The 21525-nt window shown below is 53.4% G+C and carries 17 protein-coding genes and 3 tRNA genes; 5 read left to right on the top strand and 15 right to left on the bottom strand.

Annotated features, from left to right (window positions below; all coding sequences use genetic code 11):
• Positions 1–2: 2 nt before the first annotated feature.
• From rsxD to ACFFJP_RS17485, 8 genes are all read right to left on the bottom strand, one after another.
• Positions 3–1061, bottom strand: coding sequence for an electron transport complex subunit RsxD (gene rsxD / locus ACFFJP_RS17520; protein ID WP_377247248.1), 1059 nt, complete (start codon positions 1059–1061; stop codon positions 3–5).
• Positions 1058–3475, bottom strand: a complete 2418-nt coding sequence (gene rsxC, locus ACFFJP_RS17515) for an electron transport complex subunit RsxC (protein WP_377247245.1) — start codon at positions 3473–3475, stop codon at positions 1058–1060. The genes rsxD and rsxC overlap by 4 nt, the downstream gene beginning before the upstream one ends.
• The gene (gene rsxB / locus ACFFJP_RS17510; protein WP_377247242.1) at positions 3476–4033 is read right to left on the bottom strand and encodes an electron transport complex subunit RsxB; all 558 of its coding nucleotides are present in this window, start codon (positions 4031–4033) and stop codon (positions 3476–3478) included.
• A 1-nt stretch (position 4034) separates the two neighbouring features.
• Positions 4035–4616 (bottom strand): electron transport complex subunit RsxA, encoded by a 582-nt coding sequence (rsxA, locus tag ACFFJP_RS17505; RefSeq protein WP_377247239.1) that lies wholly within the window; start codon positions 4614–4616, stop codon positions 4035–4037.
• A 164-nt stretch (positions 4617–4780) separates the two neighbouring features.
• Entirely contained in the window at positions 4781–6706 is a 1926-nt protein-coding gene (locus ACFFJP_RS17500; RefSeq protein WP_377247236.1) for an EAL domain-containing protein, read from the bottom strand.
• A 287-nt stretch (positions 6707–6993) separates the two neighbouring features.
• Positions 6994–7070, bottom strand: a tRNA-Asn gene (locus ACFFJP_RS17495).
• A gap of 31 nt (positions 7071–7101) precedes the next feature.
• Positions 7102–7178: transfer RNA gene (locus ACFFJP_RS17490), tRNA-Asn, on the bottom strand.
• 27 nt (positions 7179–7205) lie between these two features.
• Positions 7206–7282: transfer RNA gene (locus ACFFJP_RS17485), tRNA-Asn, on the bottom strand.
• A 555-nt stretch (positions 7283–7837) separates the two neighbouring features.
• Between ACFFJP_RS17485 and ACFFJP_RS17480 the strand changes: the two genes are divergently transcribed.
• The 4 genes from ACFFJP_RS17480 (at position 7838) to ACFFJP_RS17465 (ending at position 14256) form a co-directional block, all read left to right on the top strand.
• A complete protein-coding gene (locus ACFFJP_RS17480) occupies positions 7838–9217 on the top strand; it encodes an MATE family efflux transporter (RefSeq protein WP_377247233.1) in 1380 nt (459 codons plus the stop codon).
• Positions 9201–11195 (top strand): excinuclease ABC subunit UvrB, encoded by a 1995-nt coding sequence (uvrB, locus tag ACFFJP_RS17475; RefSeq protein ID WP_377247230.1) that lies wholly within the window; start codon positions 9201–9203, stop codon positions 11193–11195. Before ACFFJP_RS17480 ends, uvrB begins: the two co-directional genes overlap by 17 nt.
• A 205-nt stretch (positions 11196–11400) precedes the next feature.
• A complete protein-coding gene (locus ACFFJP_RS17470; protein ID WP_377247227.1) occupies positions 11401–12195 on the top strand; it encodes a putative porin in 795 nt (264 codons plus the stop codon).
• A 276-nt stretch (positions 12196–12471) separates the two neighbouring features.
• Positions 12472–14256: a M14 family metallopeptidase gene (locus ACFFJP_RS17465; RefSeq protein WP_377247224.1), complete on the top strand. Its 1785-nt coding sequence runs from the start codon at positions 12472–12474 to the stop codon at positions 14254–14256.
• Between the two features lie 296 nt (positions 14257–14552).
• Here the strand turns inward: ACFFJP_RS17465 and ACFFJP_RS17460 are convergent, their stop codons facing one another.
• Positions 14553–14678, bottom strand: coding sequence for a M35 family metallo-endopeptidase (locus ACFFJP_RS17460; protein WP_377247221.1), 126 nt, complete (start codon positions 14676–14678; stop codon positions 14553–14555).
• 105 nt (positions 14679–14783) lie between these two features.
• Between ACFFJP_RS17460 and ACFFJP_RS17455 the strand changes: the two genes are divergently transcribed.
• On the top strand, positions 14784–16157 hold the full coding sequence (locus ACFFJP_RS17455) for a serine hydrolase domain-containing protein (RefSeq protein WP_377247218.1): 1374 nt from the start codon (positions 14784–14786) through the stop codon (positions 16155–16157).
• A gap of 139 nt (positions 16158–16296) precedes the next feature.
• Here the strand turns inward: ACFFJP_RS17455 and ACFFJP_RS17450 are convergent, their stop codons facing one another.
• The 6 genes from ACFFJP_RS17450 to thiS all read right to left on the bottom strand — a co-directional run bounded on the left by ACFFJP_RS17450 (position 16297) and on the right by thiS (position 21524).
• Positions 16297–17037, bottom strand: a complete 741-nt coding sequence (locus ACFFJP_RS17450; protein WP_377247215.1) for a LytR/AlgR family response regulator transcription factor — start codon at positions 17035–17037, stop codon at positions 16297–16299.
• 6 nt (positions 17038–17043) lie between these two features.
• Positions 17044–18216 (bottom strand): sensor histidine kinase, encoded by a 1173-nt coding sequence (locus ACFFJP_RS17445; RefSeq protein ID WP_377247212.1) that lies wholly within the window; start codon positions 18214–18216, stop codon positions 17044–17046.
• Complete coding sequence (locus tag ACFFJP_RS17440; RefSeq protein ID WP_377247209.1) at positions 18216–19229, bottom strand: efflux RND transporter periplasmic adaptor subunit; 1014 nt, start codon at positions 19227–19229, stop codon at positions 18216–18218. The genes ACFFJP_RS17445 and ACFFJP_RS17440 overlap by 1 nt, the downstream gene beginning before the upstream one ends.
• Positions 19230–19412: 183 nt before the next feature.
• The gene (thiH, locus tag ACFFJP_RS17435; RefSeq protein ID WP_377247206.1) at positions 19413–20540 is read right to left on the bottom strand and encodes a 2-iminoacetate synthase ThiH; all 1128 of its coding nucleotides are present in this window, start codon (positions 20538–20540) and stop codon (positions 19413–19415) included.
• Positions 20540–21322, bottom strand: a complete 783-nt coding sequence (locus tag ACFFJP_RS17430) for a thiazole synthase (protein ID WP_377247203.1) — start codon at positions 21320–21322, stop codon at positions 20540–20542. The genes thiH and ACFFJP_RS17430 overlap by 1 nt, the downstream gene beginning before the upstream one ends.
• Position 21323: 1 nt before the next feature.
• Positions 21324–21524: a sulfur carrier protein ThiS gene (thiS, locus tag ACFFJP_RS17425; protein ID WP_377247200.1), complete on the bottom strand. Its 201-nt coding sequence runs from the start codon at positions 21522–21524 to the stop codon at positions 21324–21326.
• Between the last annotated feature and the right edge of the window lies 1 nt (position 21525).

The following is a 21525-nucleotide window of genomic DNA, read 5'->3' as shown; positions in this document are numbered from 1 at the left end:
AGTTAATTCCCCGACCTGTGGCCGTACGTGCGTGGTTTGGTATAAGCGTCAATCAGCGGTACCGACAGATTGGCCAGCATCACTGCAAAAGCCCAGCCATCGGGATAACCGCCAAAAGTTCGGATCACAAACACCAGCAGCCCGATTAATGCGCCATAAATCAGCCGGCCTTTCGCGGTGGTAGAGGCTGACACCGGATCTGTGGCAATGAAAAAAGCCGCCAGCATAGTGCCGCCGCTGAATAACTGGAATAGCGGCGTGGCAAAGCGATCGCTGTCGGACAACCAGGCAATGCTGGAGCACAACACTAAGCTGCTGAGCACTGCCACCGGGATGCGCCATTGGATCACCCGGCGTTGCAGCAGAAATAAGCCGCCAACTAAAAAACCGAAGTTGATCCAACTCCAGCCGAGACCGGAATAGCCATCAAACACCGGTTGTTGCATTGATTCACTGACGGTTTTACCGGCAGTCAAATCATTGCGCAAGGTGTCCAGTGCTGTAGCCATAGTGCGGCCGTCCACATCTGCTTTGAGCTGTGACACCGAAAAGCCCTGGCAGCTGAATCCGCTAAATACCAGACAAACCGGATCTGCGCCCGTCATCGCATGGTGTTGCAAGGTTGTAGGCGGCAACCAGCTGGTCATCTGCTGTGGATAGGAGATCAGCAGCAATACATAAGCGGCCATCGCCGGGTTAAACAGATTATGTCCGAGCCCGCCATACAGCTGTTTCACGACAATAATCGCAAAGGCCGTACCGAGCACAATGATCCACCAGGGCGCGGCAGCGGGAATGGCGAGAGCAAGCAGCAAACCTGTGACCAGCGCGCTATGGTCTTTTAAGCGCAGCAGTACTGGCTTGTTGCGTATTTTCAGCATGAGTGCTTCGCTGGCCCAGGCAGTAACAATCGCTAGGGCGATCTGGATCAGCACGGCATAACCAAAAAAGTACAGTTGGGCTGCGATCCCCGGCAGACAGGCAAGCGCCACGGTACGCATCAGCGCCGGCGTTTGCGCCAGTGAGTGCTGATGCGGTGAGGTCGCGATACGAAAACTCATGACGGCTGCTCCGGATCTGTCGGTTTTGATTGTTGACGTGCTTTGGCCCGCGCGATCGCTGCGGCAATTGCGGCTTTTTTGGCATCTTCTGCCGAGACGGCTGGCGCTGCTTCAGCGTTGCTGGCGGCGACGCTCTGCGATTCGGTTGGCGATTCGGTTGGCTCGTCGGCTGAAATCATTGCGCCGCCAGGCTCAGCTGCTGCAGTCTCGGCCAGCTTTTTCGCTTTGGCGCGGGCGATGGCTGCTGCCACGGCGGCTTTACGCGGATCTTCTGCTGCGGGCTCAGCCGTGATTGGTGTGTCTTCATGTAGTGCTGCCGGTGCGGCCTCGGCCAGCTTTTTCGCTTTCGCACGGGCGATGGCGGCAGCAACGGCGGCTTTACGCGGATCTTCAGCTGCGGGCTCAGCCGTGATTGGTGTGTCTTCAGGCTGTGCTGCCGGCTCGGCTTCGGCCAGTTTTTTCGCTTTGGCGCGGGCAATGGCTGCTGCTACGGCAGCTTTGCGTGGATCTTCAGCTGCGGGCTCAGCCGTGATTGGTGTGTCTTCAGGCTGCGCTGCCGGCTCGGCTTCGGCCAGTTTTTTCGCTTTGGCGCGGGCAATGGCTGCAGCAACGGCTGCTTTGCGTGGGTCGTCGGTCGCAGTGACTTCAGCGCTATCCGGCAATGGACTGTCCGGTGCCGCAGGTGGCTCGGCATCTGCGGATTTTTTCGCTTTGGCACGGGCAATGGCTGCAGCTACGGCTGCTGCGCGCGGATCTGGAGTGCTGTCCGGCGCTGTACCTGCGCTGGTTGTTTTTTCGTCTGCCGGTTGGGCTTTGGCGGCCTGATAGGCGCGTGCTTCAGCTTTTTTACGTTCCCGCTCCGCGATAATTTGTTCTTTGCTCAGTTCTTGCGGCGCAGCAGTGTCGACGCGTTGCTGCGCAGCAGCAATTTGTTGTTTTTGCTGCTCAGCCAGCATGGCCTGACGCTGGGCGGCCAATGCCTGATTACGCTCGGCACGCTGTTGTTTATCCCGCTCCAGCCGCTCATTACGCGCTTCAAACCGTGCTTTGGCTTGTTCGGCTTTTAGTTCCTCCCGTGCCAGCTCACGGATCTCCGCTTTGGCGACCCGATAATACTGTACCAACGGAATTTCACTGGGGCAGACATAAGAACAGGCACCACATTCAATACAATCGGCCAAATGGTGTGATTTGAGCTGTTCATAATCTTTGGCTTTGGCGTACCAGACCAACTGCTGCGGCAGCAATACTGCCGGACACACTTCAGCGCAGGCACCACAGCGGATGCAGTCCATTTCAGTGCCCGCGGCCGGCAGTTCATGTTTGGTGGGCGCAATAATACAGTTGGTGGTTTTTACCAGCGGGATTTGCAGCGTGGGCAGGGTAAATCCCATCATCGGGCCGCCCATAATGACCCGTTGTTGCGGTTCTGCGGCGAAACCACAGGCGTCCAGCAAGGCGCCGACCGGTGTACCGATCAAGGCACGGATATTCTGGCTATGTTGCAGCGTCTGGCCGACCACTGTGACGATCCGGCTGATCAGCGGGATGTCTTCTTCTATCGCTTGCGCGATGGCAAACACAGTACCGACGTTTTGCATCACGATGCCGATATCGAGCGGCCGGCGGCCATTCGGCACTTCTTTACTGGTCAACAGCTTAATCAGTTGTTTTTCACCACCAGATGGGTATTTCGCCGGTACCACACGCAGCAAATAGTCATCTTTGCCCTGACAGGCGCGCTGCATCGCGGCAATAGCCTGTGGTTTGTCATCTTCGATACCAATCAGTACCGCTTTTGGATTCAGTAACTTACACAGGATCTCAATGCCGCGCACAATAGTTGCCGCATGGTGCTGCATCAGCACATCGTCGGCGGTAATGTAAGGCTCGCACTCCACCGCGTTGACAATCAGGTAATCCACGCCGGTACTGGCGCCGGATTTGATATGGGTCGGGAAACCGGCGCCGCCCATGCCAGCGATGCCGGCCTGTTGAATACGGGCCAGTAACATCGGGCGCTCAGTGTGGAGGTAATCCAGCGCGTGGCGCGGCCGCCATTGCTCGAGGCCATCCGGTTGCAACACCAGACAAGGTTCTGGCAGCGCCGAAGGGTGTGCTGACGGATAGTTTTCAATCGCCAGTACCTGACCCGACGTTGGCGCATGTACCGGAATAGCCATCGCATTGTCGGCAGCGGTCAAAGGCTGGCCTTTGAGTACCAGATCACCGGCTTTCACCAGTAACTTTCCAGCCACGCCGATGTGTTGGCGCAATGGGATATATAGCCGCTCAGGCAGCGCCATCTGGCCAATCGGCGCCTGACTGGTTAGTTTTTTTCGCGCCGGCGGGTGAATGCCGCCATGAAAGTCCCATAGCTGACCGGCTTTAATTTGTTGAAACAACGACGGCACTTAATTGCTCTCCACGATAGTGACCGGGATGGCTTGCAAGTCCCACTTCCAGCGCTCAACAGTCACCGGCAGTGGCACCATATCGATACAGTTGACCGGGCAGGGCTCGACACACAAGTCGCAGCCGGTACATTCATTGCTAATCACGGTATGCATCTGTTTGGACGCACCGACAATGGCGTCGACCGGACAGGCTTGAATACATTTGGTGCAGCCGATACATTCGTCTTCGCGGATAAAAGCGACGCGCTTCACCGCAGGCGTTTGCGCACTGTCCAAAGCGGGCGCCGTAACACCCAATAAATCAGCCAGTTTTTTGATTGCAGCGTCGCCACCAGGCGGGCATTTGTTGATTGCATCGCCGTTGGCGATGGCTTCGGCATAAGGCCGGCAGCCGGGATAGCCACATTGGCCACATTGAGTTTGTGGCAGGATATCGTCGATTTGATCGACCAGTGGATCGGCTTCGACTTTAAAACGCAGCGCGGCATAACCAAGAATAGCGCCGAAGATCAGCGCCAGCGCACCAAGCGCCAGCAGGGCAGTTAACATCGACATATCAGGATTTCACCAGTCCGGTAAAGCCCATAAAGGCTAAAGACATCAGGCCTGCCGTTACCAGACCAATGGAGGCACCACGAAACGGCAGCGGCACATCGGCGGCCGCCAGTCGTTCACGCATGGCGGCAAACAACACCAGCACCAGGCTAAAACCAACGGATGCGCCAAAACCATATACTACCGACTGAAACAGGCTGTTATTGGCTTTAACGTTCAGCAGCGCAACCCCCAGTACGGCACAATTGGTCGTGATCAAAGGCAGGAAGATCCCTAATACGCGATACAGGGCCGGACTGGTTTTGTGCACCACCATTTCCGTGAATTGCACCACGACGGCGATCACCAGGATAAACGTCAGCGTGCGTAAATACGCCAGGTCTAACGGCAGCAACACATAGTGATCGACCAGATAACTGCACAATGACGCCAGCGTCAGTACAAAGGTGGTCGCCAGACACATGCCCAGTGCCGAATCGAGTTTATTCGACACCCCCATAAAGGGGCAGAGGCCAAGAAATTTCACCAATACAAAGTTATTCACCAGGATGGTGCTGATCAGAAGTAAGAAAAATTCAGTCATATTGCTGTCTCACTGCGCTGCAGATGCAGTTTGTCATGCGCAAAGGCCTGTCAGTGACAGGCCTGTTTCCGCCCCAGATGCTACAGGGGGCGCTATTATGCGTTGTTGTGACGGCGCAAACAACCGCGACCGTTTTGTGGTTTTTGCTGTTTACGCGCCGTCGCTTAGATAGGTTGTGGTTTACCGATGTAATACCCTTGGGTTCCGTCGATAAACAGCGATTCCAGCATTTGTTTTTCTTCTTGCGTTTCGACACTTTCAGCAAATACACCGACACCGATGCGATGCGCCAAATCCACCATTAAGCGGATGAAATACTGATTGTTTTTGTCGTCATCAATGTGTCGGGTATAACTGCCGTCCATTTTGATAAAGTCGGGTTTGATATCGCGGAAAAACTTAAATGACGTCATGCCAGTACCAAATTTTTCTACCGTTAGCCTTGCGCCATTGCGGTGCAGCATGTCGATAAAACGTTTACTGGTTTTCAGATTCTGCTGCATGCCATATTCGCTGACTTCAAACACCAATCTGCTGGCGATCGCCGCATCTTTTAATAGCCGCCGTTCTAACCAGATTAAGAAGTGGTCATCGTGAATACAGCGCGACGACAAATTCAAGCCAAAATACTGATCTTGCAGGTTTTTATTCTTAATGGTGCTGAGCGCGGTTTCGACAATCAGCCGGTCCACTTCGATGATCTTATCCAGCTTTTCTGCCATCGCCAAAAACGACGCCGTGGGCAACAACTGATCTTCTTCGCTGTAAAAACGCACCAGCACTTCAGAATAGGTTTTAGCACTACGGGATGCCGGCTGGATCAGTTGTACCAATAAATGGATTTTATTGTTTTCCAGTACATCTTCAATGACATGGCGCCAGTTCTGGTTGCCAAAACCCAAGGCAGTCTGATCGACCGAGCCGTCATCTTTAACCAGATGCCAGCCATTGCTCTGGCGGGTTTGCGCCAGACTAATCGCGGTATCGGCAATCGCCAGCAACTCGCCAAGTACTTTGCCGCTGGCGTAATTGACCATGCCGGTATACGCGACGGAATCCAGTTCAGCCAATTTTTGATATTCGCTGAGCCGGCTTTGCAGTTGTGAACCAAAGTTCTCAGCTTCTTTGGCCGTGATGCGCGGCAGAATAATGCCAAAATCCGAACTGTTCAGCCGGAAGATTTTAAAATCGCGATAACCGGCAACTGCACGCTGGATCAGATCGCTGACTTGGATCACATACTTGTCGCCTTCGTGGTAGCCACGACTCTGGTTGATATTTTGCAGTTCAGTACAACGGGTGATAGCAAAAATACCAAAATCGACATGTTTAGTGTCGCGCAGGGTTTCTTCATAAAACTGTACAAAGCGGTTCCGGTTCGGTAAACCCGTCACTGTATCTTTGGCGGCATCTTCCGTCATCTGCTGGGCAGACTTGAGCAGGTCAGCTTGCCGTTTATGGTGAAAATCAGCCACTTTTAATAACGTCAGCCGAGTTTGTTCAAACGTATCCGGTAAGTGGATGTCGGGCTGCAGCTTGTTGTCGCTGCTGACAATTTGATCTAAAGCGTTGGCGATTTGGCGGGACAGCGTTTTCTGTTGAGCTTGCTGGCGAACCGGCACTATTAATAAAGGTACAATTACCAACAACAATGGCAGCAGTAACGCCAGCCAAAATTGCGTGACGAACTGGGCGTCCACATCATCCAGATTGGCTTTAAAACTGATGGTTAACTGGCCATCAGTGCTTTGTAGTTGATTGTTTTCGCGGGAAAAACCGAACACTCTCAGGATTTGCTCCGCCCCTGAAGAAACAGCCGTCGCGGTATTGTGTTCGTGCACGATTTTGCCATCGGCGGTTTTAATTTGCAGTTGTTGCGGGTTCAGGCTATTGCGGATTTGCTGCACCAGCATCTTATAGTCATCACCGGAAAACTGATTGCTGAGCTGCTTAATCACTTGCTGATGCAACAGGGTGATGTTGTCGGTATTGCGCTGTGCCGATTGCAGTAAAGTGATCATCGACACCAACAGCAGCACTAAGGCGCCACAAAGCTGGATAAACCAAAAGACCCGGAGATTTTTCATCATTATTTTTCTTTGTTGGCTGAATACGCCATCAGACCAGAAGTCTGGCTGCGTTGATACGGATAAAGCTAATTAAAACAAAAAATTGCGGGAAAATAAACTGAAGGCCGCAGTTTCAGCCATGTGACCGTAGATTTAACCATGCAATAGACAAGACGATGGGGGAGGTAACATGCCAAGTGATGTTGCTGATGTTGAAGCAATACTTGATGGCAATGGGTAAAAGGCGATTGTGTTTGCTGTGTTCAGCATATTTTGAGACGCAAAACAGCAAGTGCTATTTGGCGTTATGGCTCCCCAGGTTGGACTCGAACCAACGACCTACGGATTAACAGTCCGCCGCTCTAACCGGCTGAGCTACTGAGGAAATGTACGCGGTTATGTGATGTTATTTCAGTTGGCTCCCCAGGTTGGACTCGAACCAACGACCTACGGATTAACAGTCCGCCGCTCTAACCGGCTGAGCTACTGAGGAACTGAAATAACGTGTTGTAGACTACAGTGGCTCCCCAGGTTGGACTCGAACCAACGACCTACGGATTAACAGTCCGCCGCTCTAACCGGCTGAGCTACTGAGGAACTGTGTCTGCAACGGGGCGCAATACTAATGCCACCTAAACAGGCTGTCAACACTTTCGCCTGCGCTTTTCGGGTGATGTGATTCAAGCGCTGGATCTTTAGCCAAACCGGTGAAATTGACAGCGTTCTGTTACCGCTATGCAGCTTTTCTCGTGCAATAGTGCATAGAGTCAAATCGCCTGTTACGGCAAACGCAGGAGTGGCGCGGGTTGGCCGATCTTACTCACAGAATCTGTGGATAACTCTGTGCATGAGCCGTGTTGCCCCTGTGTAAGACCAATGAAAATGCGGCTTGCAGCCAGATCAAGATTAAATGCGAAAAAAATTAAGTTCAATAAAAACAATAGGATGCAAATAGTCTGCAGTTGGCTGAATGCTGAATAATCCACAAGCAGCTGTATATTTCAGCAATGTGTCGGCTTGTGAACTATTTTTAGGCGCAAAGCGGCGGAATTGCCGGCAACACACCGAGTTACACAGTTTTTTTCTGATGTAGATAGAGCCGCCGCCGGCTTTTCTCTACAATGGCTACTTTCTGTTGTCCCGCAGGTTTTTATGTCCGCAGTGCAAAGTGCCAAAATCGATATGACCCAAGGCGATATCCGCCAGATCCTGACCCGGATGACCATCCCGATGTTGTTTGGCATGATCACGCTAATGTCTTTTAACCTGGTCGACACTTTCTTTATCAGTATGTTGGGGACCCATGAGCTGGCGGCGGTCAGTTTTACTTTCCCGGTCACTTTTACTGTGATCAGTCTGGCGATTGGTTTGAGCATCGGTACATCAGCATTAATCGCCAAAGCCCATGGCAGTGGTGACAGTGCGATGGCGCGCGCGGATGGACTGGCGGCGTTGTGGTTATCGGCGTATCTGGTCGCGATATTGTCTCTGTTGGGTTATCTCGGCATGGAACCTTTATTCCGTCTGATGGGCGCGACCGACGACACGCTGCCTTTTATTCACGACTATATGAGCTGGTGGTTTGCCGGTTCAGTGTTATTAATCACGCCAATGATTGGCAACGCGGTACTGCGCGCCGCCGGCGATACCAAAACCCCTAGTCTGATGATGGCAAGTTCCGGTGTCATCAACGCCATACTGGACCCGATTTTGATTTTTGGTTGGGGACCCATTCCGGCAATGGGTGTGGAAGGTGCATCTATTGCTAGTGTGATCTCCTGGGCGGTCAGTTTTAGCCTGATCCTGTATTTGATTGTGGTGCGGCGCAAGCTGGTCGACGGCGGCCATCAAAGCCCGGCTGAGTTTATCCGCATCAGCCGGCGTATTCTGCAAATTGGCTTGCCGGCAGCTGGCGCCAATATGCTGACGCCGTTGGCGATGGCAATCCTAACTGCGGTGATGGCCAGTTATGGTGCGCATGCCGTTGCGGCGTTTGGTGTTGGCGCCCGGATTGAAAGCATTGCTTGTCTGGTGGTGCTGGCCTTGTCGATGACTTTGCCGCCTTTTGTCAGCCAGAATTTGGGCGGTTGTCAACTTGGTCGTGTCGAAGCCGGTTATCAGCTCTGTATCCGCTTTGTACTGAAATGGCAGTTCGCGGTGTATCTGCTGTTGGCGTTGACCGCGCCCTTTATTGCGCATCTGTTTTCCACTGAGCCGGCAGTCGAGCGGTTGATCTGCTGGTTTATCTGGATTCTGCCGCTCGGTTATGGTTTGCAGGGCGTGGTGATCCTGACTAATTCGTCATTAAATGCTCTGCATTTACCAATGCGTGCGCTGGCGCTCAGTGTCGTACGGCTATTTGTGTTTTATGTACCCATCGCCTGGTTAGGTGGCAAATTGTTTGGTGTGCTTGGCGTTTATGGTGGTGCGCTTAGTGCCAATGTGTTTATCGCGCTGATCGCTTATTTGTGGTTCCAGCGTAGTCTGAACGGTTTGCAACAAAAAGAGGCCGTTGATGGCAAAGCAGTTTGAGTTACATTCGCCCTATCAGCCGGCCGGCGACCAGCCAACGGCGATCGCTAAACTGGTCGATGGCTTAGAGTCGGGCCTGGCACATCAGACCTTATTGGGGGTCACCGGGTCCGGTAAAACTTTTACCATGGCCAATATTATTGCGCAGGTCGACCGTCCAACCTTAATCATGGCGCATAACAAAACACTGGCGGCGCAACTGTATGGCGAGATGAAAGAGTTTTTCCCGCACAATTCCGTCGAATATTTTGTCTCTTATTACGACTACTATCAGCCGGAAGCTTATGTGCCGGCCAGCGATACCTTTATCGAAAAAGATGCCTCAATTAACGAACATATTGAGCAAATGCGGCTGTCGGCAACTAAAGCGCTGATGGAGCGACGCGACGTCGTGATCATCGCGTCAGTGTCGGCGATCTACGGCCTCGGCGATCCTGAGTCCTACATGAAAATGCTGCTGCATCTGCGCGTTGGTGATGTGGTGGACCAGCGCTTTATTCTGCGTCGCCTCGCCGAGCTGCAATATCAGCGCAACGATATGGCGTTTGAACGCGCGACGTACCGGGTACGGGGCGATGTCATTGATATTTATCCCGCCGAATCCGACGAGCTTGCGGTGCGGCTTGAGTTGTTTGATGAAGAGATTGAACGCATCAGTTTGTTTGATCCGCTGACCGGCGCCGTTGACCGCGTAGTCGCTCGCTACACCATCTATCCAAAAACGCACTATGTTACGCCGCGCGAGAAGATCCTCGAAGCCGTAGACAGAATCAAAGTCGAGCTGGCGGCACGACGTGCGCAGCTACTGGCGGAAAACAAACTGATTGAAGAGCAGCGCATTGGTCAGCGCACCTTGTTTGATTTGGAAATGATGGTCGAGCTTGGCTATTGCTCCGGGATTGAAAACTACTCGCGTTATTTGTCCGGCCGGGCCGAAGGTGAACCGCCACCGACTTTGCTGGATTATTTCCCGGATGACGGCCTGATGTTTATCGACGAATCACACGTCACCATCTCGCAAATTGGCGCCATGTTTCGCGGCGACCGCTCCCGCAAAGAAAATCTGGTCAATTATGGTTTCCGTCTGCCGTCGGCGCTGGACAACAGACCGCTGAAGTTCGAAGAATTTGAAGCCATCGCGCCACAGCGCATTTATGTATCGGCGACACCGGCCGCTTATGAGCTGGAAAAATCCGGCACTGATATCGCCGAGCAGGTGGTGCGGCCAACGGGCCTGATTGATCCGATCATTGAGATCCGCCCGGTCGGTACTCAGGTCGATGATTTATTGTCTGAAGTGATGCGCTGTGCCGGTCTGAACGAGCGCGTGCTGGTCACGACGCTGACGAAAAAGATGGCAGAAGATCTGACCGATTATCTCGCCGGTCACAATGTCAAAGTGCGTTATCTGCACTCGGATGTGGATACGGTGGAGCGGGTCGAGATCATCCGCGATTTGCGCCTTGGCGTGTTTGATGTATTGGTCGGCATTAACTTACTGCGCGAAGGTCTGGATATCCCGGAAGTGTCGTTAGTGGCCATTCTGGACGCAGATAAAGAAGGCTTTTTACGCTCGGAACGATCGCTGATCCAAACCATTGGCCGGGCGGCGCGTAACGTCAATGGCAAAGCGATTTTGTATGCAGACCGTGTCACCGGCTCGATGCAACGGGCGATGGATGAAACCGATCGGCGCCGCGCCAAACAAGTGGCTTTTAACGAAGCCAATGGCATCACGCCAACACAGATCCGCAAAAAAGTCGGTGATGTGATGGACTTAGGTCAGGATGATGTTGAACTGCCGAAAGTGGCAGAGCATGCAAAACTGATTAAAGGTAAGACGCCGTATCAGGTGCAGGCAGAAATTAAAAAATTGGAAGCGCAAATGCTGCAACACGCGAAAAATCTGGAGTTTGAGCAAGCCGCTACGCTACGCGATCAGGTTCATGCGTTAAAAGCAGCATTGTTGGAGATTTAAACAGTTATCTTTGTAACAAAATGTTTGAAATACGCATTTTCGTCTGAAATAAAAATGCGGAAATATTTTTAAGTTGCTAAATTTATTGGAATAAATTTATATAAATGAACGGGAATCATATTTCGGTTCATTTTCGTGTTCAGATTCAATTAAGTTTCAAAATCATAAAGTGCCCCCGACTTGTTTAACTGCCGGAGGGCATTTTATGAAAGCTCGTGTTATTCCTTTTGTTGTTTCCGTTTTAGCCTCAACCATCGCAGTCGGCGCCCATGCGCAAAGTTTCCAGTTCCAGACTGATGCTGATTACAACAGTGCAGATCTGGGTCCAGCCGACGTCAACGGCATGCAAATACGCCAGCAATATTTCCTGTCGCCACTGCAAAACGGTGACAACCAGCCATGGCGTGAAGCGGCCTTCTTAAGCCGTAGCAGCAGTGCCAATCTGACGTATAACCGCATTGAAACCGACGGCACCAATCAAGATGACTCACTGAATTCATGGGGCATCGGCGGCGAATACATGAGCAACAGCCATGATTTCTACGCCGCATTAGATGTGAACTTCTTAAACGGTGATAACAGCTTCGGCGCTACTGGCAAGCTGGGTTTCTTTGTGCAGCAAAACTGGCTGGTGGCACTGGATGTTTATCACAGTAACCCGGATAACGAAGGTAGCAGCACCGACTATGGTGTGAGTACTAAAGCGATTGTGCCGGTGATGAATGGCGATCACGTGGTGTTGACGGCTAGTTTCGCTGATTTCGAAGAAGGCAATGGTCACGCCGTCGCAGCAGATTATTACATCCGTCCATACTGGTCTGTTGGTTTAGCGGTGCGGAATGACATGCAAACGCTGCAAAATGTGTTTGGTGACAGCGTTGAACTGCGTTCTGAATATTTTGTTACGCCACAACTGGCACTGCGTGGAGCCCTTAGCCGGGTTGATGTTGGCGCTGACGATGAAAACCAGTTCGCAGTAGGCGCCAGCTACCGCTTCTGATTTGTGTTACATAGTTCCAAGCTGATTTAGCCCCGCATCGCGGGGCTTTTTTTGTCATTTGCACCGGAACTGACCAAATGAAATGCTTACCCTGAGTCACACCGCAATCCCGTGACGTTGGGCCAAGGAGTGCGATGTTCCTGCAAGTCAGCGCAGCAACTGTCTGTTGCCCGCAACAGCGCTTGACAGTAGCTGGCCTGTCTCTGTTATGTTGACCCTCTTTTTTTCAGCAGCTCCGACAAGCCTATCAGCTGCTGTGTTCTGACGGGATTTTCGATGACTATTCGTGTGATTTTACCTCTGATGCTGCTGTCGGCCGGTGCGCTGGCAGCTGATATTTTACCTCCGCTGCTGCCCTGGCAAGGCAGTACTGAAAGCCTGATCCAGCCAAAACACCCTTGGGTCACACCAGCGGAATTGAGTAATTTAACCGAAACGCCGGATTACGCCGCCACCGTCAGTTATCTGCAAAAACTGGTAGCTAGCAGTGCATTGCTGCGGATGGAATCCATTGGCAAAAGTCCGCAAGGCCGTGATATCTGGTTAATCAAGGCCAGCATGCAGCCAGAACTGATTGGCAAGGATAAAGGAAAAAGCGGCCGGCCGACTTTGCTGGTGCAGGCCGGGATCCACAGTGGTGAAATTGACGGCAAAGACGCGGGTCTGATGCTGTTGCGCGACATTGTGCATGGCGATAAGCAATCTCTGCTGGCGCAGGTCGATTTTTTGTTTATTCCGATCCTGTCCGTCGATGCGCATGAGCGCAAAGGCAAGTTTAACCGGATGAACCAGCGGGGACCGGTCGAGCAGGGGTGGCGCAGTACGGCACAAAACCTGAACCTGAACCGCGATTATGCCAAAGCCGACAGTCTGGAAATGCAGGCGGTACTCAAAGCCATCAACAGTTACCAGCCGGATCTGTATATGGATGTGCATGTCACTGACGGCGAAGATTATCAGTACGACATCACTTATGGCTTCAATGAGCCATTTGCCAGCCAGAGCCCGAATGGTGCCAGTTGGCTGGCTTCAGTCTACCGGCCAGCGTTAGATCAGGCGCTCAGTGCGGCGGGCCATATTCCGGGGCCGCTGGTGTTTGCTTTAGATCCAATGGATTTTGCCAAAGGACTACAGGGCTCGACCTCGACCCCACGTTTTTCCACCGGCTATGGCGATGTCCGTCATCTGCCGACTATTTTGGTAGAGAATCACAGTTTAAAACCATATCGCCAGCGCGTGCTGGGCACTTATGTGCTGCTGGAGCACAGTCTGCAGCTGTTAGCGCAACAGGGCAAAGCGCTGCAACTGGCGAAAAAGGCCGATGAAAATGCCCGGCCACAGCGTCAGGTATTGGCATTTAAAGCGGCCGAACAGCCGGATCTGATCCCGTTTAAAGGCATCAGTTATGAAATCGCCCACAGCGATATTATCAACGGGCCTTATGTGAAATGGACAGGTCAGCCGAAAGAGTACGAAGCTTTGCCGGTGTTTTGGGAGAAAGTGCCAGCGGTTGAAGTGGAAGTGCCCAAAGCCTATTGGATCCCACCACAGTATCAGGACGTGATCACGCGTCTGCAGCACCATGGCATTCAATTCAGCCGCTTGGAAAAATCTGGCAAATTGGAGTTGCAGCAACTCAGTGCCAGTAGTCACGAGCTGGCCAGCCGCTCATTTGAAGGGCGGGTCGGCGTCAAAGCCACGTTCACGCCAAGCTGGAGTGAATTTGCGTTGCCGGCAGGCTCGGTGCGGGTCAGTACAGATCAGCCATTAGGTGCATTGGCGGTGGCGTTGCTGCAGCCGGAAGGGCCGGATTCATTGTTCAGCTGGGGTTTTTTCCACGGTATGTTTGAACGGACCGAGTACTTTGAAACCTATGCGATGTTGCCGTGGATTGAACAGGAACTGAAGACCAATAAAACGCTGGCCACCGATTTTGCCGCGGCAGTGAAAGCTGATCCGAAGCTGGCTAAAGATGGTCAGGCGCGGCTGCACTGGTTTTATCAACGCTCACCGTTTTATGACCAGACTTACCTGAAATATCCGGTATTGATAGAGCGTTAAATCTGTAGTTGTTGATAGCTAAAGCCCTGTCTTGACAGGGCTTTTTTATGTACAGGATGTACGGTATGCCGAAAATGCAGGTACGTGGTACCCAGAGCTTTTTCGGCGATGTGCAGGATGTACGGTATGCCGAAAATGCAGGTACGTGGTACCCAGAGCTTTTTCGGCGATGTACAGGATGTACGGTATGCCGAAAATGCAGGTACGTGGTACCCAGAGCTTTTTCGGCGATGTTCATGGATGTACGGTACGCCGACAATGCAGGTACGTGGTACCCAGAGCTTGTCGGTGCAGCGTCAGTTCTGTGCCGGGGTGTTCTCGGCAAAATACTCATGGCTGTCGGCGTTTTTCACCGCTTGCGTCGGGTTACTGAGCGCCAGTGATTTGGCGGCGCTCCATAGTTGCCAGATGGTGGCCCCCACGACCACTCACATCGCAAAAATACCGCTCAACATAAATCTGGCGCAGGGATCGCTGACTCGCCTTAATCTGCCCTCAGTCCATTTGTTGTCACTACTGAGGAATCCATGATGAACACAGGTCCAAAAATTATTGTGAAAACGCTGTTAGCCAGCCTGGCGCTGAATCTGTGCCCGGTATTTGGCATGACGAATACTGAGATGCAGGACAAAATGCAGCAACTGCTGCAACAAACCCAGCAAGCTGATCAGCCCGGTTTTGCCGTACTGGTGCGCAAGGGCAATGAAGTCTTGAGCCGTGGTGGTTATGGCATGGCGAACCTGGAACTCGGTGTACCGATGCAAGCCGATATGAAATTCCGCATCGCTTCACAAACTAAACAGTTCACCGCCGTGGCGGTACTGCAACTGGTGCAGGCTGGTAAACTGAAGCTGACCGATACCGTTGGCAGCATCTTAAAAGACTATCCGGCTGTCGGCCGTGATTTAACGGTGCAGCAGCTACTGACTCATACCGCAGGGTTGAAAAATTTAAGCCGGCTACCGGAATTTCGCGAAAACAAGCCCAAAGATGCCACGCTGGCGGAGATGGTGGCGCTGTTTTCAACCTTGCCACTGGAGTTTAAACCCGGCACCCAATTCCGCTACTCCAACTCAAACTATGTGTTGTTGACGGCCATTATTGAAGCTGTGAGTGAACAGAGTTATGCCGACTATCTGCAGCAGCATGTATTCACGCCGCTCGGCATGGCACACAGTGGCTATGATAGCGCCAGTAAAATCCTGCTAAAACGCGCCAGCGGTTATGAACAAGGACCGGAAGGACTGGTAAATGCCCGCACCATCAGCATGACGCGGCCGCAAGGCGCTGGTGCCTTATACAGCACCGTCGACGACCTGAACCTGTGGGACCAGGCGCTCTATACCGACAAACTGGTGAAGCAGCCGCTGTTACAGCAATCATTTGTCCGGCATAAAGCGCTGGACGGTACACCACAGCCTTATGGTTATGGCTGGATGATGGCCGATTTACAGGACGTACCGAGTCAGGAACACAGTGGTGGTATCGAAGGATTTTCTTCATACATCATCCGCATTCCATCTGAGCAGGTCTACGTCACTGTACTGGCGAACAGTGCCGAAGCCGACACTTACAGTCTGGCCGTGAAGCTGGCAGCGATTGCCATCGGCAAACCGTTTGAACCCAAAGCGATTGCGTTGAATCCAACGCGGCTGAAAGTGTTGGCGGGCAGCTATCAGCTGGCGGATGGATCTGTGCATCACATTCGCCAGCAGGGTAATGAACTGGTGTATCAGGCGCCGGACATGCCGCAGATGACGTTAATCCCAACAGCGGAAGGGAAGTTTTATCTGCAAGGGGACTTTACCTACCTGACCTTTAATCCGGCCGGCACTGAATTGCAGCTGATGATGCGCGGATTTCCGCAGCAGGATGGTAAAAAAGTCGTGCCGAAATCCTGATAAATAGCAAAAAGCCGCAGTGTCGCGAATCGATGCTGCGGTTTTTTTATTTCAGGGATACAGAGCTCGTTGGCGTGATGCTTCGCAGGCGCTGTGCACGCTCAGCCGCAGGCCCAATATAGGCTCAGCCGCTGGCGCTTTACAGGCTCAGCTGCTGGCGCAGCAGGGCACTTTGCCGGCGCGACACTTCGATCGATTGACCAGAGTGCAGCTTTAACAACAGCCCGCCATTGAGCCAGGGTTCAATCGCACTGATAGCTTTAAGGTTGACCAGCTGGTGCCGGTTGGCGCGGAAAAACAAACCCGGTTGCAAGCGTTGTTCAATATTGCCTAAAGACCGGTACACCATAGGTGCCTGCGTTCCCGCCCAAACTTTGCTGTAATTGCCAATGGCTTCAAATAACTGCACATCACCCAAACGCAACAAAAAACAGCGTTCACCGTCTTTGACAAAAAAAGTTGCGTCTAAATCAAGCAAAGGCCCGTTGGCGGCTGCGTCCGAGGCTGGTTCTGGCGGGTGGTCATCTGGTGTGTTGAGGGTTGGCAGTTTGGCGATTGCCTGCGCCAGGCGCGCACTGCTGACCGGTTTTAACAGATAATCCACAGTCGGATAATCAAAGGCCGCCAACGCATGTTCGGCAAAAGCAGTGGTAAAGATAATGCGTGGAATAAACACCAGCTGCGCTAACAAATCAAAGGCGCTGTCGCCGGCCAGATCGATATCGAGCAGCACCAGGTCCGGCTGTTGTTGCTCGATCAGCACCTTCGCGTCCGGTACATTCGCCGCCTCGCCGACCAAGGTCAGTGCCGGGTGGGCCCGCAGCAGTTCTTTTAATTCAAGCCGCGCCAATCTTGAATCTTCGACAATCACTACCCGCATTCAGCGTTACTCCTGAGTTGATGTCTGCACTGCGGCTCCGGCAGCTGTGCTTCCAGCCTGCCACGGCAGGATTAACCGTGCGCGCACCCAGTCGCCATCCTGGACGAGCTGCAGACTGGCCTCGTTGCCGTACAGCAGGGCCAGCCGTTGGCGCAAATTGACTAAACCGGTGCCGGTATTGCCAGGATCTGGGGCTTGCAGCCCTTGCGGTGCGATATGCGCGGTCAATAGACCAGGATTACTGACCTGCAGCAGCCACTGCTTCGACTCCAGCCGTTCGACTTTCAGTTCAATACAACCGCCGGCCTGGCGGCGGCCAATACCATGTTTGACGGCATTTTCCACCAGCAACTGCAGCGCGAGACGCGGTACCGGCCGAGCCTGACAGTCGGGCGCGACGTCTGCCTGCCATTGCAGCCGCTGTTCAAACTGAATGCGTAGCAAGGCCAGATAATCATCCAGCACCAGTAACTCCTCCCGCAGTGGCACCAACGCGTCGGACTGCGCCTGAATTTGATAACGCAGTAAATCGGCAAAATGGGTCAGCATTTGGCGCGCACTGTGGCTGTCTTCCAAAATCAGCGCACGAATATTGTTGATGCAGTTAAACATAAAATGCGGGCTTAGCTGCGCTAATAAGCTGCTCAGCCGCGCCTCCGTCATATGCAGTTCTAACTGCTGACGCTGTTGTTCGCCATGGCGGACATCCTGCTGACGGCTTAAGGTCAGGTACAACATGCTCCAGACCAGATACAACAGCAGCAACAACGGTAGTTTCGACCCCATAGGCTGCGCATCAAACCAGACAAATACCTGGCCCTGCCACAGCAGCGGCAGCTGTGCCAAGGGCCACAACAGCCAATAATGCAGCCAGTCGACCACTAAAGCGCACAGCAGCGCAGCGCCAACCAGCAGCCCAAGTGTTGCACCCTGTGAATGCTGTTGTTGCCGCCAGCGCTGATACAGCCTGCGTAAAACCAAACTAACGCTGAGCGCCAGCACTAACAATAACATTGCCGGAAATAGGGTGTGCAGGCTAAGCGGTTCGTCACTGCCCAGCATTAATAATTGCAATAAGGCAAACAAGCTCCAACCGGCGCTTTGATACAGCCAAAAGCCGCTGGGGGCAGGCTGGACGCGGTCAGTGACGTTGTTTGTCAGCACTTTGGCCAGAGGCATTATTCATAACTCGGCACATTGCGGCCTGCTTCCGGCTTGCTGTCTGCTTTGACGGCCTGGCCATTTTGCAAGCCATGCTGGCCGCGGATCACCACTTTGTCACCGGGCCGTAGCGCCGATTCCACGATGTAATGAGTGTCCAGCGTCGACAGAATTTTCAGTGTGACCCGTTCGGCCTTGTCGTCTTTGCCTATTTTCCAGGTGCGAAACACTTCGCCTTCTAAGTCAATCGCTTCATTGGGTACTTTGGTGATGGTTTCCGACTGTACCTGCATATCAATTTGCTGGATCTGGCCGACCAATAAATTACTGCGATCTGACGCCGGATGGTCAAAATATAAGGTCAGATGTTCGGCCTTGGCATCCAATTGCTGGCTGACTTCGCGCAAACTTAACGCTTTGCCTTGCAAGATAAACTGATGGCGTTTTAATTCAGCGTTGCTGCTGTAGCTGATCACTGGCAGCAGACATTCCAGCTGTTTATTTTGCGTCGACAACAGCTGCATGATCGGCTGGCCTTCAACCAGCTGCGAGCCCGGCTCAGAGCTGACACTCATCACCTGTGCGTCAAAAGGCGCAAAATGGCTCAAGCGTTTTTGTTTCATCTGCGCCAGTTGCAGTTCCTGCTCCAGCCGCTGGATCTTCAGTTCTGAACTGTCGAGTTGAAACTTCAGGTTGTTGATTTCGGTAGCGGCCGTGAGGCCGGATTTACTCAGCCGGTTCATCCGGTGGAATTCTTCGCTGGCGAAGTTTTTCGCCACTCGCGCCGATTCGATATCGGTTTTGATAATGTTGATCTGGCGCTGCAGATAGGCGTCATCTTGCTTGGCAACCTGCTGGCCTTTTTTCACTGAACTGCCGACCGGCAACATCTGCAGCAGTTCAGCGGTGGCATGACTGGAGATCCGAAAGCTTTGTGGCGCGGTGATGGTGCAATTGAGCGGATGCACCACGGCGGCATGATGCGCCAAGACCTCGTCGGTCAACACGGTTTTTTCTGGCGCGGCGTGCACGGTAACCACCGGCAGCAGGAGGGCGCAGAGACTCAAGGCGGTACGGCATTTTTTCAACAACTGCGGCATGTCTCCCCCGACGTTTGGACTATATGGGTTCTTATACCCAAAACACCGGCCATTGACCAGCAGCAACGCCAACAAGTTCCCTAGGGCTGTTGTTTTGCTGCGATCAATGACTAGTCAGACGCTGCTGCGGCCCAACAACGGATGCCAGTCCTGCCACACCGGTTGAATGCCACTGCGTCTGAGCATCGCGGCGATCTCGGCCGGGCTACGCTCATCGTCGATACTGAACTGGGCCAGACTTTGCGGCGCCACGGTATAACCGCCAGGCTGGGTTTTACTGCCGGCACTGGCCGAGCAGGCGATGCTGGTCAGCAGTAAATCGCGCAGTTGCGGGCTGTCGCGCGTAGAGACGCTGAGACTGAGTTCCGGCGCAAAGATTTTCAGCGCACACAGCAGTTGCAGATAATCGCGATCGGATACGCCACTTTGTTGCGTGCTTTGGCCGGCGCAGGGTTTTAGCCGTGGCAGCGCCACTGTAAAGGCCAGCTGATACCAATGCTGCTGTAAAAAACGCAGATGTTGCGCCAATAGCAGCACATCAGTGCGCCAGTCAGCGAGGCCAAGTAACACGCCCATGCCGAGCTGAGCAATGCCGGCGGCCGCCACTCTTGCCGGTGCATCCAGCCGGTAGGCCATGTCGGCTTTGGCGCCAAAAGTATGATGGCGGGCATAGCTTTGCGGGTCGTAAGTTTCCTGATACAGCATCACCGCATCGATCCCGGCGACGCGCAGCTGCTGATAGTCTCTGACGGCAAGCGGCTGCGATTCCAGCATCAGTTTCGCCACCTGCGGACGCAGCGCCTGGGTCATCGCCAATAAATAGTCGACCCCGGCTTTGCGCTCGTGTTCGCCGGTGACCAGCAATAGCTGTGAGATCCCCAGCGCTTGAATGGCGGCTGTTTCCTGTAGTGCTTCGTCGACGGTTAAAATACGCCGTTTCACCGCAACGCTTCTGGAGAAACCACAATAACTGCATTCGTTGCTGCATAGGTTCGACAGATACAGCGGCGCAAATAACGACAGCGTCAAACCGCTGCGCTGACGCTTCAGCTGCGTGGCCCGTGCCAGCATCTGCGGTAAAAATTCGGCCGCGGCCGGGCTTAACAGCGCCTGCAGATCGGTGAAATCGGGCTTGGCGCTACTCAGCGCCTGCAACACTGCTTGGCGATCCGGCGCACAACTCTGGCGCTGCAGCCGGTCAAACTGCGCTTGATCAATGCGGAAAATGGGGCGTTGCAGCATCAGCTTAACCCCGCCAGCACTTGGGCAAAACTGGCTTGCAACGGACTGCTGGGATCTGCCAGCAGTTGCTTGCGGCCCAGACCGGCTTGTTGACTGCAGACACCTGCCTCGACGGCGAGCCGAAAAGCCTGTGCCATGCGCACCGGATCGCGGCTCGAAGCAATAGCAGTATTGACCAGCACGGCGCTGGCGCCCAGCTCGAGCGCAAGCGTCGCGTCCGACGGCGCGCCAATGCCGGCATCAATAATCACCGGCACATTGGCCTGCTCAATAATAATTTCCAGCATGGCGCGGTTTTGCAGGCCCTGATTGGAACCAATCGGCGCCGCCAGCGGCATCACCGCGGCACAGCCGGCTTGCTCGAGTTGCTTACAATGCAGCGGATCGGCGCTGCAGTAGGGCAACACGACAAAACCCAGCGCACAGAGCTGTTCGGCGGCTTTGAGGGTTTCACGCGGATCTGGCAATAAATACTTCGGTTCCGGGTGGATTTCCAGTTTCAGCCAGTTTGTGCCGACCGCTTCGCGAGCCAGCAAGGCAGCCTGCACCGCTTCTTCTGCCGTGCGCGCGCCTGAAGTGTTTGGCAGTAGCTGCACGCCAAGGGCTTTGAGCGGGCTGTAGATATCATCTTGCGGCTGTCCCGGCTGCAGGCGTTTGAGTGCCAGCGTCACCAGTTCAGTACCACTGGCGATCACAGCTTGCTGCATCTGTAACGCGCTGTGAAATTTGCCACTGCCAAGCAGCAGGTGCGATTGAAAAGTGGTACCGGCAATCGTCAGCATGTTAACCCCCGGCTACTAAATGAAAAATTTCGATATGGTGATCTGTGCTGTCTGGTAATGGCGTTTGTGCCCAGACCGTGCGTGGCAGTAGTTGTTGGTTCAGCACCAGCGCGATGCCTTGCGCGGGTAGCGCCAGCGTTTCGGCCAGTTCGGCCACTGTGTTGGCTACCTGCGTGTGTGGCTGTTGGTTGACATAAAGCATG

The sequence above is a fragment of the Rheinheimera tilapiae genome, assembly GCF_042432165.1.
Lineage (GTDB): Bacteria > Pseudomonadota > Gammaproteobacteria > Enterobacterales > Alteromonadaceae > Pararheinheimera > Pararheinheimera tilapiae.
This window is presented reverse-complemented; position numbering and strand designations above follow the sequence as displayed.